The sequence below is a fragment of the Echinicola strongylocentroti genome, from assembly GCF_003260975.1.
GTDB classification, from domain to species: Bacteria; Bacteroidota; Bacteroidia; order Cytophagales; family Cyclobacteriaceae; genus Echinicola; species Echinicola strongylocentroti.
The window spans coordinates 5764148-5782701 of sequence record NZ_CP030041.1 but is presented as its reverse complement, the minus strand read 5'-3'; the positions used below and the strand labels follow the sequence as shown (position 1 = coordinate 5782701).

Annotated in this window: 10 protein-coding genes; 3 read left to right on the top strand and 7 right to left on the bottom strand. The window is 43.1% G+C overall.

Annotation, left to right across the window (positions count from 1 at the left end):
* Positions 1 to 143: 143 nt before the first annotated feature.
* Together DN752_RS22815 and DN752_RS22810 are read right to left on the bottom strand one after the other, a co-directional pair.
* Positions 144 to 1184 carry a FecR family protein gene (locus DN752_RS22815; RefSeq protein ID WP_112786117.1) on the bottom strand — a complete coding sequence of 347 codons (1041 nt, stop codon included), beginning with the start codon at positions 1182 to 1184 and terminating at the stop codon, positions 144 to 146.
* 465 nt (positions 1185 to 1649) lie between these two features.
* The gene (locus DN752_RS22810) at positions 1650 to 2258 is read right to left on the bottom strand and encodes an RNA polymerase sigma factor (RefSeq protein WP_112786116.1); all 609 of its coding nucleotides are present in this window, start codon (positions 2256 to 2258) and stop codon (positions 1650 to 1652) included.
* Between the two features lie 683 nt (positions 2259 to 2941).
* On the opposite strand from DN752_RS22810, the gene DN752_RS22805 reads away from it, so the two are divergent.
* From DN752_RS22805 to fbp, 3 genes are read left to right on the top strand one after another with little or no spacing between them, the layout of a single operon-like run.
* Positions 2942 to 3757, top strand: a complete 816-nt coding sequence (locus DN752_RS22805) for a pyruvate, water dikinase regulatory protein (RefSeq protein WP_112786115.1) — start codon at positions 2942 to 2944, stop codon at positions 3755 to 3757.
* A 5-nt stretch (positions 3758 to 3762) separates the two neighbouring features.
* Entirely contained in the window at positions 3763 to 6417 is a 2655-nt protein-coding gene (ppdK, locus tag DN752_RS22800) for a pyruvate, phosphate dikinase (RefSeq protein ID WP_211324080.1), read from the top strand.
* A gap of 4 nt (positions 6418 to 6421) precedes the next feature.
* Positions 6422 to 7429: a class 1 fructose-bisphosphatase gene (gene fbp, locus DN752_RS22795; RefSeq protein WP_112786113.1), complete on the top strand. Its 1008-nt coding sequence runs from the start codon at positions 6422 to 6424 to the stop codon at positions 7427 to 7429.
* A gap of 19 nt (positions 7430 to 7448) precedes the next feature.
* Here fbp and DN752_RS22790 read toward each other — a convergent pair whose 3' ends face one another.
* The 5 genes from DN752_RS22790 to DN752_RS22765 all read right to left on the bottom strand — a co-directional run bounded on the left by DN752_RS22790 (position 7449) and on the right by DN752_RS22765 (position 18547).
* Positions 7449 to 8486, bottom strand: a complete 1038-nt coding sequence (locus tag DN752_RS22790) for a LacI family DNA-binding transcriptional regulator (protein WP_112786112.1) — start codon at positions 8484 to 8486, stop codon at positions 7449 to 7451.
* Between the two features lie 1300 nt (positions 8487 to 9786).
* Complete coding sequence (locus DN752_RS22780) at positions 9787 to 11292, bottom strand: RagB/SusD family nutrient uptake outer membrane protein (protein ID WP_112786676.1); 1506 nt, start codon at positions 11290 to 11292, stop codon at positions 9787 to 9789.
* Positions 11293 to 11308: 16 nt separating this feature from the next.
* Positions 11309 to 14371: a SusC/RagA family TonB-linked outer membrane protein gene (locus DN752_RS22775; protein ID WP_112786110.1), complete on the bottom strand. Its 3063-nt coding sequence runs from the start codon at positions 14369 to 14371 to the stop codon at positions 11309 to 11311.
* A gap of 861 nt (positions 14372 to 15232) precedes the next feature.
* Positions 15233 to 17041 carry an alpha-L-fucosidase gene (locus tag DN752_RS22770; protein ID WP_245949373.1) on the bottom strand — a complete coding sequence of 603 codons (1809 nt, stop codon included), beginning with the start codon at positions 17039 to 17041 and terminating at the stop codon, positions 15233 to 15235.
* Between the two features lie 21 nt (positions 17042 to 17062).
* Positions 17063 to 18547: an alpha-L-fucosidase gene (locus DN752_RS22765; protein WP_112786108.1), complete on the bottom strand. Its 1485-nt coding sequence runs from the start codon at positions 18545 to 18547 to the stop codon at positions 17063 to 17065.
* Positions 18548 to 18554 lie beyond the last annotated feature (7 nt).

Genomic DNA, 18554 nt, shown 5'->3' with positions numbered 1-18554 from the left:
TTTAACTAATTTAATGGGAGTGATCTTCTCCAGTGCTCCTCATTCCCCAATGCGGCACTTGGAAAAAATCACTTTGTGGCCTACTAATATTTCCATTGGTAGGCCTTTTTTAAGAAGTATTAGGTGCTATTCTTTTCATAGAATTAGAGTTTTATGGTTACAGTTTTTCCTTTTATGTCATACTGAAATTTTTCTATATACGCTATCCGGCTTAGCACCCGCTCTAGACTTGCATTGTCAAAAGCAATATCTATGGTCCATTGCCTTCGGGGAGTGCCTTCTACTATTATCTCCACACCATACCATCTTTTGATCACATCCATCACTTCTTTAAACCCCTCATTTTCAAACACCAACACACCATCCTTCCAACCGGTCACATTGCGGGTCCCAGTACGCCTTATTGTCGTTTGTTCATCAATCAACGAATGCACCAACTCCTGACCTGGGGCCAAGCTATTTATTGATTCGGACGAAAGGTTTGCTACCTCTACTTTTCCTGATAATAATGCCACTCGGATAGGCTTGCTGTGGTAATTGCTGATATTAAAAGTAGTGCCTAATGCTGTCGTTACTAATTCAGAAGAATAGACACGAAAAGGCTTGTCCGGATCATGGGCCACATCAAAAAAACCCTCGCCTTTTAAGTATACTTTTCTGTCCTCCCCGTAGTCAAAAGTGGAGTAAACAAGTTCACTTTCACTATTTAGCCAGACTTCGGTACCGTCGGCAAGTAAAAAATGTGCCTTTTCACCAGAACCTACCGTTTTTTTTATTTCATGGTTTGTGGCCAAATGATCTGGCGTTTCCCTTATCGAAAGAATACCATATATAATTGCCAAGACTAAACTGATAGAGATAATCGCCGCTACGCGGTAATACTGCCCCATTCTGAGTTTATTCCAACGGCTCTTTCTTTCCCCCACCTGGACAGCTTCCTTTGTTGGTATATATCGATCTTCTTCCTGAAGAACATTGCTGAGTACCTCCTCCTTCAGGTTTGGGTTAAGCTTCTTTTGCTGTACATGAATGCCCAAAATAATCTCCCTGGCCATTTTCAAATCCTCTACTCTATTCGGGTTTGCTTTTATCCATGTAGACCAATAAACATCCAAATCCTTGTCAGAATGCCTTACCCAACGAACAAATTCCGGGTTAGTTAAAAATTCTAATAATTGATTCATTTAAACGATAATAGATCTTATATACTTATAAGAACCAAACACCCTAAATGACATCACTATTTTTAATGTTTTTTTATTTTGAATTGATTTAACCCGGATTATGCGTTGGGAATCGTAGTGAGAGCTGAAAGTGCAAGAAAATCAGTTAGTTTGGAGGCATTAGCGTAGCACCGTTACGGTTATGCCGAAAACTAAAGTGAAACGACTGATTTTGAAGCAGTTTCAGGTCGCAACACCTGTGCGCCGTGGCGTAGATAGGCTAATGCATATTCCGGGTTTAAATTACTATCCGTTATATATTTACCCTCAACGACACCAGTAATCCCAGAAATAGAAAATAGGGTCTCACAGAAACCCCTGAAATCTCAGAAAGACCTTATTTCATTCTGGGGGTTCTGTGCATTCCGTGAGAAATAAAACCTAGTGGATGACTCCAGAGACTCAATATTCCATATGTTCTAAAAATCAAATAACCTCTTTAAGAAAGCTTATTGCCTTATACAAAAGATTTCTAGCAGATTTAATATTTGACAATCCCATCATTTGCCTTATTTCCTCATAGGAAAGTCCTTCGTAGAAAAAATAAAAAATCACTTCTCTTTTTCTGGGGTTCAACTGGCTTAAAGCTATATTGAGTTTTTCAATTTGCTCCACATTCAACTGTTTATCAATTAATAGCTGCTCATGTGAGTAAGTAACCGTAAATGAATAATCCCCCTTTAATTCCAGGATTTTATTATACCACTTTTTAGACTCTTTTACTATTCTTCTTTTTAAGCACTTAAATAGATAAAATTTGATGTTATTAGTATTTCCAAGTCTAGATCGTGATTTGCGCAAGTCAATAAACAATTCTTGCACAGCATCTTTTACTAAATTTTCGTTGGCACTGAACATGAGTCCATATTGTAACAAATCCTCAAAATATCGCTCATAGATAAGCACAAAGGCTGATTCATTCCCTTCTTTAAACAATGACCAAAGGCCAAAGTCATCCATTTGACCTCGGTCACCATTAGGTGTCGATTGCCCACTACACTCTGGTAAATATCTACGGGGATTTTCACTGTTCATGGTTGTACCATAAGTTTCAAACTTTCACTATCATAACTAACGACTATCTACCATCCATTCCAAAACGTAGTTGTCACGAAACAAAAGGCAAGAACTGAGAGATTTGTACAAATAATCACTTCGTTAACACACAATTAAGTAAATATTAAATAAAAAATCAAAACAATACGAAGGTTTTATAAAAAATATAAAAATTTAATGAAATTTTTATCTCGCCATAAATTTATGTTTCCCTTCTTTATTAACGCATAAAGCAAACAGAAAATAGTTCGCAAATAATCTTCTCAACTTGCTGTCAATGAGCTCAAATGGAGAATCTTTCGTTTTTTCTTGATTTTGTTTCGAGGACACAGGTGTGCATAAATTTTAATTCTTAAAAATCGTGCAACTTAATTGTCAAATGAGTAATTTACTTATGAATAAATCCTGCTATCAACCTCTATATTAAACCCAAAATGCATTAGCGTATATGCGCCACATCGTACAATATCAGTTGCTAGGCTTTAGCTTTCGGTTCTACCTAGCGGTCAGAAAGGAGACCCTGTAGTGGCGCCACCTCTTCACCTCCAAACCAACTGATATTCTTATGTTTATATAGCAATTACCAACAGCGAACCAGCCAGGCCATATCGATTCCTAATGCATAAACCGGGTTAAGATAAACTATAGTGAAATAAGAGATAATGTCCCGTTACACCATATACCTAGCCTCAGATTCCCTGAGCTTTCTTGAGCCTGAATCAGTGACAAGGTTGGCCGCCTCGCATTTTGCCGACCATAGTTATGATATTGTCAAGTTTGCCAATGTAAGAACTTCTGAAAAGGCGCAGGAAATAGTAACATTAGCGAAGCAAACCCCACCATCTTTGCTGGTTTTTAGCACCGTCCTCATAGATGTAAGGGACACTTTCATCATGAAATGCCTGGAACAACAGGTCGAATGCATTGATTTACTTTCGCCATTCGTAAAATCACTTGGAAAAGTGCTGAAAACCGCCCCTGTTCACCAATTAAATTACTCCTGGAAATTAAATGATGAATATTTCAGAAGGATCCATGCTATCGAATTTGCGATAAACAACGACGATGGCAAAAGTTTAAGTGCTTTACAAAAAGCTGACATCATCTTAATAGGCGTATCGCGCACATCAAAGACACCATTAAGCATTTACCTTTCCTACCATAGCTACTTGGTCGTCAATATTCCTTTGGTAGGAGAAGAAAGTATCCCCAAGCACCTATATGATATCCCAAGACGAAAAATAATCGGCTTGACCATACACCCAAACCGCCTTAACCATATCCGGAGTGAACGCAATATGGTCATGGGAGTAGGCGCTGAATCAAGTTACTCGGACCTCGGCCACATCATTGACGAACTTGAATTTGCCGAAGGTATCATGAAGAGGATTGGCTGCCCTATTATTGACGTATCCAATAACGCAGTAGAAGAAACTGCAGAAGAAATAATGAAAATCATCAAAAAACCAATAAACTAATTATTATGGGTCAATTTGTATATACATTTTTAGAAGGAAACAAGGGAATGAAAAACCTTCTCGGAGGAAAAGGTGCCAACCTAGCCGAAATGACACAATTGGGCTTGCCCGTCCCTTCTGGTTTTACCATTACCACAGAAGCCTGTAAAAGGTATTTTGAAGATCAAAACACCATCAACAGTGAAATAAAAAAAGAAGTCGAATCAGCCGTCGCTGAACTGGAGCAGCGAGTGGGCAAAAGCTTCGATGGTGATCCCTGCTTACTCGTCTCTGTTCGGTCAGGAGCGGTGATTTCCATGCCTGGCATGATGGATACCATTCTTAACTTGGGCTTGAATGACAAAAACATAGAAGCCATGGGAAAGAGCACAGGTTCTATGACTTTTGCGCTGGATTGTTACCGGCGATTCATCCAGATGTACAGCAACGTCGTCCTCGAAATCCCCATGTACCACTTTGAGTCCATATTGGATGATTGTAAAGAGGCTAATGACTTAAAAGATGATAAGGACCTCTCTGAAGAAAACTTACGACAGCTTATAGGTGACTATAAGCAAATAGTGTACAACCAAACGGGAAGTCCTTTTGAGCAATCTCCAAAAAAGCAGCTTTATGCCGCCATCGAAGCCGTGTTCAGGTCTTGGAACAACGAACGGGCAAAAATATACCGCCACCTGAACGGTATCCCCGACAATATGGGCACCGCTGTCAATGTCCAAATGATGGTATTCGGTAATATGGGGGACTCTTCCGGTACTGGAGTGGTCTTCACACGCAACCCGTCATCTGGAGAAAACACCCTATATGGTGAGTTTTTAATGAATGCCCAAGGAGAAGACGTGGTAGCGGGCATCAGAACACCTCGTCCCATCAGCGAACTTCAAGAGGTAGACAAAAAAGTATATGAAGAATTAGTGACCGCTTCACAAACCCTGGAAGCACACTATGCCGACATGCAGGATATAGAATTTACCATAGAAAAAGGACAGTTCTTTTTACTGCAGACTCGAAATGGAAAACGCTCCGCCAATGCCGCCATCAAAATAGCGGTGGATTTCGTAAAAGCAGGTATTATGGATAAAAGGCATGCTGTCAACCAACTTGGCCTTGCCCAGATAGACCAACTTCTCCATCCAAAATTTGACCAGGAAATACTCAAAACCACCAAGGAACTCACCCTAGGCTTACCAGCAAGTCCGGGGGCTGCTACAGGGAAAATTTGTTTTAACGCCAAAGCAGCCCACGAAGCCAATGAAAATGGAGAGGATGTCATCCTTGTCAGGACCGAAACCTCTCCCGAGGACATCCAGGGAATGATCTCCGCAAAAGGTGTCCTGACAGCCCGGGGCGGAATGACCAGCCATGCCGCAGTAGTGGCCAGAGGAATGGGCAAAAGCTGCGTATCAGGCTGCATCGAACTGGAAGTAAATGAAGAAAATGGTACTATTAAAGTAGGTGAAGAGCTCCTTAAAGAAGGCGACTACATCTCCATAGATGGCAGCACTGGAAAAGTCTATCGTGGCAAAATAGACACCGTCAGCTCCAGCCTAGACAAGGACTTCCTGTCCATCATGGACTGGGCAGATGAATTCAGCAAATTAGATGTCCTTGCCAATGCGGATACTCCCTTGGATGCCAAAAAATCCCGAGAGTTTGGCGCAAAAGGAATCGGGCTTTGCCGCACCGAGCACATGTTTTTTGATGGTCAGCGCATCAAGGATATCCGTGAGATGATCATGGCCAAAACACCCTCAGGTCGCCAAATTGCGCTGGACAAACTATACCCCTACCAAAAAGAAGATTTCAAAGGTATCTTCTTGGCCATGGAGACCCTTCCTGTCAATGTACGCTTGCTTGATCCTCCATTGCACGAATTCTTGCCAAAAGGAAAATCGGAAATCCAGGAAATGGCAGAGCAACTGGACGTTTCCTATGAAGACATCATCAAAGTGATCGAGGAATTGGCAGAAGTCAACCCCATGATGGGCTTACGGGGCTGTCGCTTGGGATTGATCTACCCCGAAGTATACGCCATGCAGGTCAGGGCCATTATCACCGCAGCACTGGAAGTAATGGAGGAAGAAGGAATTGCCCCGAGGCCGGAAATTATGATTCCCTTGGTGGGCAATCCAGAAGAGCTCTCCCTACTCAGGAAGCTGGCCCAACGGATCATCCATGAGCTTGACCCAGATGCTAAATTGGGGCAGGTAAAAATCGGGACGATGATCGAAGTGCCACGCGCCTCCTTGGTAGCGGACCAGATCGCCCCACATGCGGATTATTTCTCATTTGGCACCAATGACCTAACACAAATGACCCTTGGCTACAGCCGAGATGATTCAGGCACCTTTATCAGAAAATATAAAGAACAAAAAATCATCAAAACCGATCCTTTCCAGAGCATTGACCAAGAAGGGGTAGGTCAACTTATAAAAATGGCCATCAAAAAAGGAAAAGCACACGACAGTCACTTGAAGATAGGCGTGTGTGGCGAGCATGGAGGTGATCCGGCTTCTGTTGACTTTTTCAACGCCCTGGATATTCAGTATGTTTCTTGTTCACCATACCGGATCCCCAAAGCCAGACTTGCTGCTGCCCAAGCCGCTATCCGTAATCAATCCCTGGAGACCAAGGCCCCAGCGACCAATAAAATGCAGTAGCGCCATGTACCCTCCTAAGTCAAATGCGAGTGTCAATACATTTACCCATCCACTAGGTATTACAGTGGACAGGTTTATTGTCCAAAACCAACATGAATGTCCCGAGGCTACTGGGGAACTGACCCAAGTATTGAGGGATATTGTATTGGCCTCCAAAATCATCAGCAGGGAAATCAATCGGGCAGGGCTAAGTGGCATAGAGGGATTGACGGATGAAGAAAATGTCCACGGCGAAAAACAACGGATGCTGGATGTTATCGCAGGTGTGAGGTTTACCCGGGCACTCGTCAGTGGACGACAAGTAGCAGCCATCCTGTCTGAAGAAAGGGAAGGCATCATAGACACAGGAAACAAACATGCCAAATATGTAGTGATCATTGACCCATTGGACGGGTCATCCAATATAGATGTCAATATATCGGTAGGCACTATCTTTTCTGTCTATAAACGTATCTCTAAACATGGAGAAGACTTCTCCATTGAAGATTTTCTCCAGCCAGGGACCAATCAAGTAGCTGCTGGTTATGTATTATACGGATCATCTACCATGCTGGTATATACTACGGGCAATGGGGTAGATGGCTTCACTTATGAGCCTTCATTGGGTGAATACTTTCTATCCCACCCCAATATTGTCCAGCCTGAATATGGAGATTATTATTCGATCAATGAAAAAAACCAAGAGTCATTTCCAGACGCCATCCGGGAATTTTTGGCAAGATGTAAAAAAGACAATATGAGCACGAGGTATGTAGGCTCACTGGTGTGCGACTTTCATAGAAATATCATGAAAGGGGGCGTTTACCTGTATCCTCCTACCAGTGCATACAGTGATGGCAAGTTAAGGTTATTGTACGAGTGCAATGCACTTGCCATGATTTCGGAACAAGCCAATGGATTGGCCACAAATGGCAACCATCGTATTCTTGAGATCTGTCCCACTTGGCACCGCCAAAGGGTTCCGTTTTATGCTGGGTCCAAAAGTTTGATCGAAAAGATCAGGGACCATTGACCCTTGTGGGCCAAAACCACTATTCAGCTTCTCTGTGTACGACCAACTCTTTAGTGGTTTCTCTCAATACAAGTTCGGGGTTGATAATGATTTTTTCTGAAATCATGGGCTCATTTTCACCAAGAATTGAGATGATTTTTTGCGCAGCATGTTCACCCATTTTGGCTGCCACCTGCTGTACCGTGGAAAGCTTCGGACTCATGTATGTAGCCACGGGCTCATCCGAAAAGCCAAATACTGAGATATCCTCGGGGACTCTTTTTCCCATTTTGTTCAGTACATCAATAGCGTAATAAGCTACGTAATCATTAAACACAAACAAGCCATCGAGTCCCGGGTATTTATCCAAGATCTTTTTCAAAAACTTATCTATGGACGATAAGTCAAATTCGTAGTAATGGATGAGGGATTCTTTTATCGAAATATCGTGTGACATTAGAGCGTCCAAGTACCCATAAAGCCGGTTATTACTATTGTTGAGATTGATACATCCAGTTATATGGGCGATCTGTCTGCATCCGGTGGAGATTAGGTATTGTGTGGCATCATAGGAAGCCTGATAATCATTGGCTATTACTTTTGGGACGGGCAAAAAATTAGCCACTCGATCAAAAAACACTATCGGCACTTCATGCTTAAGCAGCTGCTCAAAGTGCCCAAACTTCTTGGTTTCCATAGAAATAGCTGCCAGCACACCATCCACGCGATGTTTAAGGCAGGTTTGGATGGCCCGAAGTTCTTCATCCAATGATTCCTCGGTGTTAAAAAGCAATAAGGAATACTCCGTGTCTTTGAATACCCGCTGAATCCCTTCGACTACTTTGGCAAAAAAATGAAGTGATAATTGGGGAACAATGACACCAATAAGTTGGCTTTTCCCTTTGCTCAAATGATGGGCGGTGGAATTCACATGATAACCCAGTTCGGCTGCTCGCTCCTGGACAAGATCTCGGGTTTTCTTACTTATCCGGGGATGGTTTCCCAAGGCCCTCGATACCGTCGAATGAGACAGGTTCAACTGTCTGGCAATTTCCGTAATGGTAACATACTTCCCCATCTAACTAATATAAAAACCAAGTAGTTACCATGCAATTATTCCTTCGTCGATTTATCATTCAAAAGTGTAAAAACCGCCCCTCATGAAGGCTTTTCTGAGATTTCCATGTCTTCTGTGAGCACCTATTTAAATTCCCTGTGATTACTGGTATCATTGCGGATAATCATCAAAGAAAAAAATCAGCGCAAACCTTAATCATCTGCGTCCTATCAGTCCACCAGCTTTTCCGCTTGATCCCAGTTTGCCCCGATTTGTGCATTGGGAATCGCAGTAGTCTATCTCGCCGAATGTCGGGATAGGCTGAAAGAACGATTAGTTGGTTTGGATGGAGCAAGCCCTCGCACCTGTCTGCTCATGTATGGCGGTTGGTTTGGATGAGGTTAAAGAATTTTAAGCGTTAGCAGCTGAGCATCCTGTCTAACCCGTCTTTGGCGGAGGGTCATATAGAAGGTACAGATGACCACCTGCACCAAAAATGGCTACACACAAAAGGGTAAGTTCCATAGGAACGGCAGATATAAATGCATTTGTCCTGTCAGTAAAACCTATTTCCTAAGCTGTTTTTGATTTACAAACCATTGTGAGCGGGGTTGTTTCCCAAAAGAAAATCCACTGAAGTATTGAGTTAAAAACTCAATACTAGTGGTTCCGCAGCATAGCTGTCGGAACAACGGTTTCCTCGGCTATCGCTGTCTTCGAATGACAGAGGGACAATCGACTTTATTACCGAACCCAGGTTATTAACCAACACCTTAGTGCCTTTCATTTTAACCCGCTTTATCAATGCCATTTAGTTAAGAAGATTTTCCAATACGGATCGCCCATTGTAAGAATTATGGTTTTAATCCATGGCCTTTTTAAACATGTATAAAATGGATCCGCCTTGCAGGTATTGGGCGTTAAGAAATTAAAAAGCGGGTAGGCAAGAAGGCAGGCTTGTTTGACGAAATACTAGCCAAAAAGAATGTTGGCAGCTAAAAAGGAGGAGTTTGCCTGCATGAGGGAAGGTTTTAATTTTAGGCCAATAGATGCACAGCGGCGGGTTTTTTTGGTTACTTTTTTGACCTGCAGCAAAAAAGTAACAAAGGTAAAGAGATGAAAACTATCTTGGAATTTAGCAAGAAAAATAATTAAACCAATATTTCCAAATACATACCAACTAAACGACATTGCCCGATTTGTGCATTAGTCGGGTTGAAAAATTGCGCCACAGGATGGCAAAATAAAGTAAAAAAGAAGTGGCCATGTTGCCGGAGACAGGCCACTTCTTTTCATTCGTTTTATTGTTCTTTCACCCTCCTCAGTACCCTGGATTCTGAACTAAATTTGAATTGTTTCTGATTTCACTTGTTGGAATAGGAAACAACAATTCTCGTGCTGTCAACGTAGGCCCATAGGCAAACTGATGCCCAACAAAGTCCTCAAATGCTCCGCTCAACACGTCATACCCTTTTCTGGTCCTTACCATGTCAAACCACGTAATCCCTTCGTAGCTCAATTCATGCCACTTTTCCCTCCACACTGCTTCTCTAAATTCCTCTTTACTAAGTCCTGACAAGGGGGACAAACCTGCACGATTCCTTATGGCATTCACCCCTTCATAAGCCAGCGGGTTAGGTCCATTTACTTCATTGGATGCCTCAGCATAAATCAGCAACAATTCTGCATATCGATGTAAAGACCAGTTAAGGTCTGAACTTGCCGAAACAAGGTTAGCCTCTATATCAAAATGTTTATAGAGAAAATACCCTCCTAAATTGACAGTTTGAGTCCTATCGGTTTTTAAAGTATACGTTGTATAATAAAAAGCCTTTTCTTTTACCCTTTCATCTCCTGTTTCATAAGAATGGATAAAATCCTGATTGGCATATATTGCCCCTGTTTGGGCAGAATAAGTTGAGATGTTCATGTTATACGGTATTATCAAGGGCTGCCAGTCTGATGGAGCGGTAAGTGTCGTATATTGAACCATAAAAATATTCTCTCCAATATTCTTCTTTGAAGGATCATGAAGATCATCATAGCTCGAAAACAAACTAAACTCTCCAGAGTCAATCACTTCCTTGGATTTTTCAGCAGCTAGTGTATAATAGGAAGCGCCTTTTTCCAGTGGGTAGCCGGCCATGGTCAGGTAAACACTAGAAAGTAATGTCTTGATAGCTCCCAGCGTAACTCTACCCGATGAACCGTTAAAGGGCAAACCTGACCCTTCAGCATCTGTGAGGTCTTTCACGATCTGTTCATAAATTTCTTCCTCCGATGCTTCTGTGGCATACAAGTCTTCAGAAGCAAGATCGATCGGTTCCAATATCAAGGGAACACTCCCAAACAAGCGCACCAATTGATAATAAAAATGCGCTCTTAAAAACTTGGCTTCTCCCAACAAGCTATTCTTCAGGGCTTCAGGCATTTGGATCTCTGGTATCTTGGATATGGCCAAGTTAGCATCTGCTATGCCCTCGTAGTTAGAACTCCAATGGACAAGTCCATAGGCATTATCTGAGTTATTATTTAGATTTCTAATGATATTGCTATTATCAGCTTGTCCCAAATCGGAATCGGCCAAGCCAGTCGCAAACTCTACCATTAACCAAGGACTACCCCCATAGGCTCCCCCACGAATCGTCCGTAGATTTGCATATATGGCATTGACTGCGGTGCGCGCATGGTCAGGGGTTTTATAGTAACTGTCTGCTGTAATATTTGAAGGATCCACTTCATCAAGGAAGTCAGAACAACTAGTTCCAAGAAACAACAGCACTCCTAGGCTTAGCGTTTGGATAGTGAATTTTATATTTACTTTCATAATAGTCTTTTTTAAATCAGAATGATACATTTAGTCCAACCATAAACACCCTCGGTCTTGGATATTGATTGAAGTTGACTTCCCCTTGTCCAAATGCCGCATTACTGGTCTGGACTTCGGGGTCATACCCTTGGTATTTGGTGATCAAAAAGAAATTTTGAAGGGAGGTATATATCCTTAATTTCTGAAGGCTCATTTTGTCCAGGATATCAGAAGTAAAATTGTATGCCAACAACAAATTCCTTCCTCGGATAAAAGACCCGTCTTGAATCATATGATCCGTATCCCTATTGTCATATCCTGCTCCCACCGGTCTCCATTGGGCGATTTCGGTATCCTGGTTTTCAGGTGTCCAAGCATCCAAAACCGTACTTAGACTATTGGCTATGCCCTGACGGTTTTCCTGTGGACGGGTAGTGATATACATGATGTCATTCCCATACGTAAATTGCAAATCCAATGAAAATTCAAAATTATTATAGTAAATGGAATTGATAAAACTCCCATATCCTTTGGGCAAGCCATTACCGATAATCACCTTATCTGCATCGTTGATCGCACCATCTTCGTTGATGTCTTTTAGTTTTATATCTCCTGGAAGCCAATTATAACTCGCTGCCACATCCTCCTCATCAGTGCCCCATGTACCAAGGTGGACCCAGCCCCAAAAGGAGTTTACCGACTCGCCCTCTCTAATGATCGTTTTTCCACCGCCAGGAAAGATATCACTCCCTCCAGACAGCCCCGTCACCTCGTTTCTATTCATGGAAATATTAAACATCGTTTCCCACGTAAAGTCCCCTTTATCGATGTTCACGGTATTCAAAGAGATCTCCAGCCCCTTGTTTTCCATGCTGCCAATATTTCTGAATACGGTAGCGTAGCCACTGCTTTGTGGCACTGGGGCGTTCAGCAGCATATCCGTAGTCACCTTCTTGTATACATCTGCCTCTAGCGACACCCTTCCTGAAAATAACCCTAACTCAATCCCTGCATCTATCTGCTTGGTCCTTTCCCACTTTAAGTCCGGATTGGCCAAGTTACCTTTCCCTATTCCTGTCACCACTGATTGGTTAAATACATAGGAAGAGGTGCCCAAGCCTGCAAGTGCTCCATAGGCGGGAATACCTGAGTTTCCAGTCTCACCATAGCTTGTCCTCACTTTAAGATTAGAAATTACGGAAGATCCTATAAGAAAATCCTCCTCGGACACTCTCCAAGCCAATGCCGCTGAGGGGAAAAAAGCATACCGGTTGTTGGCTCCAAACTTGGAAGAACCGTCGATTCTTCCTGTAACAGTAAATAAGTATTTATCTTTCAGCCCATAATTTATCCTTCCAAAATAGGAGTTTATCCCCTCCTCAAAAGCACTCGAGGTAGGAAGAACTGGCACGGAACCAGCAGACAAATTATTGAAACTAAAAAAATCGTCCGAAAAGTTATTAACTCTGGTGTACAAATTAGAAGACTCGGTATGTTGCCATGATATGCCAAGTAAACCGGTAAAGGAATGGATTTCGGCAAATTTCTTATTGTAGGTCAAGTAGTTTTCAAATTGCCAGGAAAACATCTGATTCGGACTAATGCTCGCATAACCATTGGTAGGTGTGCCAATAAAATTAAGTTCACGCCCAGCGTATTCCTCCGTCTTTTGCCCTATGCTATTTACCCCTATAGAGGACCTTAGCTCAAGCCCTTCTGTGAAGTCAATATTGACGAAGACATCTCCAATCACCGTTTGAGTTCTCAAATAATTCTGATACTCTTGGCCGACACGGACGGGGTTTGGTCCTCCTTCCATGCCGGGATAATCGAGGTTACTTGCCCATGTACCGTCAGGGTATTTGACAGGTACTATCGGGATATTCTCTATCATATTCCTTCCTACCCATGAATTATGAATGATCCTTTCTTGCTGGTTATTATAGCTAAGGCTCCCTCCTACTTTCAGCCATTTTTTAATATTGGTATCAAACACAAACCGTCCAGAGTATCGCTTCATCCACGATTCTTTCATGATTCCTTCCTCTCCGGTGTACCCTAAAAAAGCCCCAAAACTTCCATCTTCATTTCCTCCTGTAAAGGATAATTGGTGGTTTTGGGAAAAAGCCAACTGGGTGACCTCATCTTGCCAATCGGTATCATATATGGGTTGGCCATCAGCATCAAACAATAAAGGATCAGTTCTCTTCAAGGCCGGGTCTTGATATTTGCCGTTGGCCCATCCTACTGGATCAAATTTCTCGGCATTCTGATAGGCTACGTCTTCGATCATTAAAAATTGCTCGGAATTAAGGACATCCACTTTTTTGGCAATCTTTCCTAAGCTGTAATAACTATCATAATTTACCCTTCCTCCATTTTTACTGCCTCTTTTGGTAGTTACTAAGATGACACCATTGGCACCTCTGGAGCCATAAATTGCTGTAGCAGAAGCATCTTTAAGCACCTCTACTGATGCAATATCATTGGAGTTGATGTAATCTATGGGGTTGGAATTATTTCCTAATGTGGAAGAGGCCAAAATGACCCCATCTACCACAATCAGCGGACTGTTGTTCAGGCTCACGGATGTGTTTCCCCTGATCCTTATTTGTGTTTTGCCTCCCGGTCTTCCAGAGTTTTGGGAGACATCTGCTCCTGCGATTTTTCCTGATAGGGCCTGGGGCAGTGATGATGTAGGTCGTTCTTGAAGGTCTTTGGCCGATGCGGAACCTACTGCGCCTGTCAAATCACTTTTCCTCTGCTTGCCATAGCCGACGACTACCACCTCCGAAAGATCTGACATTTCGGACTCCATGGTGATGTCGATAACAGTGCTCGTACCTACGACCCTTTCGATGGGTGTATAACCTATAAAGGAATACACCAATATGGCTCCATCAGAAATAGACAGGGTATAATTGCCGTCTATATCTGAGGTGGTGCCATTGGATGTTCCCTTTTCGATGATGTTAACACCTGGCATTGTTTCTCCTGTGCCATCTGTTATTTTACCACTTACCGATTTAGTCTGAGCTTGTAAGCTGCAAACGGTCATCATCACAAAAAACAAAATTACGAAATACAACTTTTTCATACGGTTTTATTTTGGGTTAAACAATTATTAAAATGCAAACGTTTGAATAATCTACATATATCAATTGATAATTATGAGTAAAATCGTCCATTTTAGCTGATCACACCTGTGCACAAGTGTCTATCTCAAGTAGTCCTATTTGTTCCTATAAAGAAATCTAGGCCAGTAGTCTGCCTTTTAAAAATAGGCCATGAATCTCCCATACAACCGGGCCCCGTCGCCCATCCTAACCCGGCTTATGTACAAAATAATCGTGCTGGAATCCGCCTTGCAGGTATTGGGCGTTAAGAAATTAAAAAGCGGCTCGGCAAAAAGGCAGGATTGTCTATCTCACTGATAGACAGACCAAACCATAGCAGACAGGCTACCCCATGTAGTTGCTTAAACCCGGAATATGCATTAGCCTATCTGTTGCGACCTTAAACTGCTTCAAAATCAGCCGTTTCACTTTAGTTTTCGGCATAACCGTAGCGGTGCTACGCTAATGCCTCCAAACTAACTGATTTTTTTGCAATTTCAGCTCTCACTACGATTCCTAACGCATAATCCGGGTTAAGATCTATATCCCTATTGATGTTGGGGTTCCTCACAGATGGTCTAGGGGGATTTCAAATCCCCGTTATCTCGGTTCGGAATTACAAATCCCGAACAGCTAAATTGTGGCAGTTGGTGTGCCGATATCCGCTTAAACTGACGGCTATGGCCTTTGGCGGAAGGTCATATAGAAGGTGCAGGTGACCACCTGCACCAAAAATGGTTACACACAAAAGGGTAAGTTTCATAGGAACGGCAGGTATAAATGCTCATAGGAATATTGTTTTATATGCGTTTGCCCTGATTATCCTGCCACATTAAGAGTAACTATTCCAAGCTTTCTAAGGGGGTAAACCGAATTTCCTTTAAACTCGCACTGGCGATATCCCCTTCTTTTATTTTCACAGAAACGGTGTATTTACCTGCTTTTTCAAACTTCATCAGCCCCATCTCAAAGTAGCTGTACACATGAGAAGCATTCTGTTCATTTTGGACAAATCCCCCATCGGAATTGGTCACTCTCCACACCAGTCTACTGGAACCAGCATAGTTCAGGTCCACCTGATAATACCCCGGCTCGAAGATCTCCACTTCCCAATAAACCCTTCCGTCTTCAGTCCAGTTTTGGGCTTGTGAGACATGTTTCCATTCACCAAATTTCTCCATCCACTTTTTATCTTCAATGGTCACGTCGTCGGCTTGGGCAAAGGCCACTGATAACCTGGTAGGATAAATGGGGTCGACACTAAGAGACTGATCAACGGATAATCCCCCATCTACGGTCAGTTCCACTACCGACACCGTTTTTTCAGGTCGTCGGGCAGGAAGCTCTATCGATATCCAATTTCCTTTTTTGACTGTTTTTAGGGGAAGGAGCGATCCGTCAGACCATATCTTCGCCGTCTTTACGGTGTTGTTCACCCCTGGTAGGACGATTTTCCCATCCAATGGCCAATCATAGACGGCCAAGTTTATTTTCCCCTCCTTCACGGTAGCATCTCCCCAAGGAAGTTCGCGTCCCCAAGGAGATGGGGCTGCACCATAGATCACCTGAGGATAGTCATTGATCCACTTTCCAGCATCCCGAAGGGCATTTTGGGCTTCTTCTGGTATGCTTCCGTCTGGTTTAGGGCCTACATTCAGCATGTAGGTACCGCCACGCGCCACTGTAGAGATCACCGATTTCAAAATCCTCTTTGGACTCTTCCAGTTTTCATCATACCAAGCATAGCCCCATGAGTCATTGGTGACATCCACTGTCTCCCAAAGCCCGGGCACATTTCTAACGGGGATATTCATATCACCTAAAGACAGATAATCTCCCAGATCATGGCCAGCACGCCCAGAAATCATGGCATTGGGTTGGTTTTTCCTGACTACTTCCACGAGCTGCTCCACATATTTCTTTTCCATATTGCCGGGAGTATCAAACCACACCATGGCTATCTCCCCGTACTGTGTGGTAATCTCTTTTACTTGTGGAAGGCACTTTTCTTTGAAATAGTAATCAAAACCTACCTCTTCTCCCTTTTCGTTGATTTGGGGACCTCCATTACCCCCAGGAAACGTCCAATCTTGGTTATGGGAATAATAAAACCCGAACCCAAGCCCGTGCTCTCTACAAGCTTGGGCCAGTTCTTTCATAGGATCCCTACCAAAGGGTGTAGCTTCTACAATATTGAAATCGCTGGCCTCCGAATCATACATTGCAAAACCGTCATGATGTTTACTCGTAACGACGATGTATTTCATCCCAGCCTCCTTTGCCAACTTCGCTATCGCCTCAGCGTCAAAATTCACGGGGTTGAAGTTCTTGGCTTCTGCCATATACTCCTGGACTGATATCCCCGCCCTTCTTGGATGCATGATCCATTCACTGATGCCATAGTAGGTAGTATCCTTCCACTTATTGGCAATATTGGAATATAAGCCCCAATGGATAAACATCGAATAATTGCCATCATCAAATAGCGCCGCCCGTTCCCCAATATCTGAACGACTCACCATTTTTTGTTTGCCCCACATTTCATCCATTCCTTCGGGGGCTTTTTCCTGCGCCGTTAGACTTAATGCTAGTGTGCAACTAAGCACTGTCAAACCGGTCTTTATCATCTTCCTATAGTGATTCTTCATCATAATTATAACCTGTTTATTTTATTACTGATTTCCGTTGGTAGCTACCTCAATCTTGAAACCGTTAACTATTTCGCCAGGCAAGGAAGAGGGTAGCTTGATTATCAGACCTTCCTCAGAGCCCTCCCAGTTGATTTGTTCGGTGCTTCCCATTAGTTCAACCCCAGTAATGTTCTGCTTCAACAAACCTCCATCGGCAAGGGTTTTCATCACGATATCATCAGTAGGTGGAGCCAGCACATAAGCGTATATCACGTCACCTTTGGTGGTAAATCGGATATCCTGCTGTGAATAGTTTTGATGATTTTCACCCTGACGGCCATCCTTTACTTCCAAGGGACCTTCTCCGAAAGTTTTCCAAGGTCTGGTTCCGTATATTCCTTCGCCATTGACCTTAATAAAGTCCCCAAATGCCGTGAGGTATTGGATCTGCTTATCAGGAATAGTACCATCACCGCGGAGAGCGATATTAAGCATTACCACCCCATTTTTGCTGATGGCATCCACCGCATTACTGACCATTACTGGAATACTCATTTTATTGACGGCGTTTTTCCGGTAAAACCAATTTCCTGAAAGATCCGTTGCCCAAATCCAAGGGTTGGGCTTTATTTCTCCCGCTCCGCCTCTTTCGAGGTTATATGTAAAGGCCGACCGGTCTAGGGTCTTGTCCTTTAGTGAGAGGACTACAGTTTGTTCTCCATTGTTTTGCTGCAGATCACGGTTTACATAGCTTGTAAACAACTTGACCCCAAGTCCTTTCCCTTCGTCCATATCCGGAAATGGAGCATCATTATTGAACATATCAGGATCGTACTTTTCTATTATCTCCCAGCACCGTGCATACCAATGCTCATTCCAACTATCTTGGCTGGAATAGTTCACTCCATCATAATCCATATTAAAAAGTTTCCAAGCCAAGGTACCTTCCTCTTGGTATTTTCGGGCAGGACGCCACCAGCCTGGTGACCAGTACAGGTGGGTGGAAACACCGAATTTTAATCCATGCTGCACTGCTGCTTCCTTCCATTCCCGGAGCACGTCCCGATGGGGGCCCATATCCACTGAATTCCAAGGATGAAAGGAATCATACATGTCAAAGTTGTCATGATGACAAGCCACTGGCATGATAAAGCGCGCCCCTTGGTCTTTTACGTACGCCACCAAGGCTTCCGGATCCCAATTTTCCCCTTTAAAAAGCGGGACAAGTTTTTCGTATCCAAACTCGGCAGGGGGACCATACCTTTCAGTATGCCAAGCAGAAAGGGTTTTCGCCATCTCCTTGCCTCCTCCATACATGTTTCGACCATACCAAGAACCGTCATTGGGGCGATCTTCATCTGTCGCCGATGGAATCCCCCAATGAAACCAAACACCTATTTTACCATCCAGAAACCAATCTGGCACGTGGTAATGCTCGGATAAGGATGACCAACTTGGCTCCACCTGAGCGCTTGCAGCAGATAGTGTACACAGACTCACTGCTATCAGTAGTTTTATAAATCTCATACCTTTC

Bases quoted from the DNA above. Each gene is read 5' to 3' on its own strand.
- ppdK (WP_211324080.1), top strand. From the start codon at position 3,763: ATGGGTCAATTTGTATATACATTTTTAGAAGGAAACAAGGGAATGAAA.
- DN752_RS22775 (WP_112786110.1), bottom strand. From the start codon at position 14,371: ATGAAAAAGTTGTATTTCGTAATTTTGTTTTTTGTGATGATGACCGTT.
- fbp (WP_112786113.1), top strand. From the start codon at position 6,422: ATGTACCCTCCTAAGTCAAATGCGAGTGTCAATACATTTACCCATCCA.
- DN752_RS22770 (WP_245949373.1), bottom strand. From the start codon at position 17,041: ATGATGAAGAATCACTATAGGAAGATGATAAAGACCGGTTTGACAGTG.
- DN752_RS22810 (WP_112786116.1), bottom strand. From the start codon at position 2,258: ATGAACAGTGAAAATCCCCGTAGATATTTACCAGAGTGTAGTGGGCAA.
- DN752_RS22805 (WP_112786115.1), top strand. From the start codon at position 2,942: ATGTCCCGTTACACCATATACCTAGCCTCAGATTCCCTGAGCTTTCTT.
- DN752_RS22780 (WP_112786676.1), bottom strand. From the start codon at position 11,292: ATGAAAGTAAATATAAAATTCACTATCCAAACGCTAAGCCTAGGAGTG.
- DN752_RS22790 (WP_112786112.1), bottom strand. From the start codon at position 8,486: ATGGGGAAGTATGTTACCATTACGGAAATTGCCAGACAGTTGAACCTG.
- DN752_RS22765 (WP_112786108.1), bottom strand. From the start codon at position 18,547: ATGAGATTTATAAAACTACTGATAGCAGTGAGTCTGTGTACACTATCT.
- DN752_RS22815 (WP_112786117.1), bottom strand. From the start codon at position 1,184: ATGAATCAATTATTAGAATTTTTAACTAACCCGGAATTTGTTCGTTGG.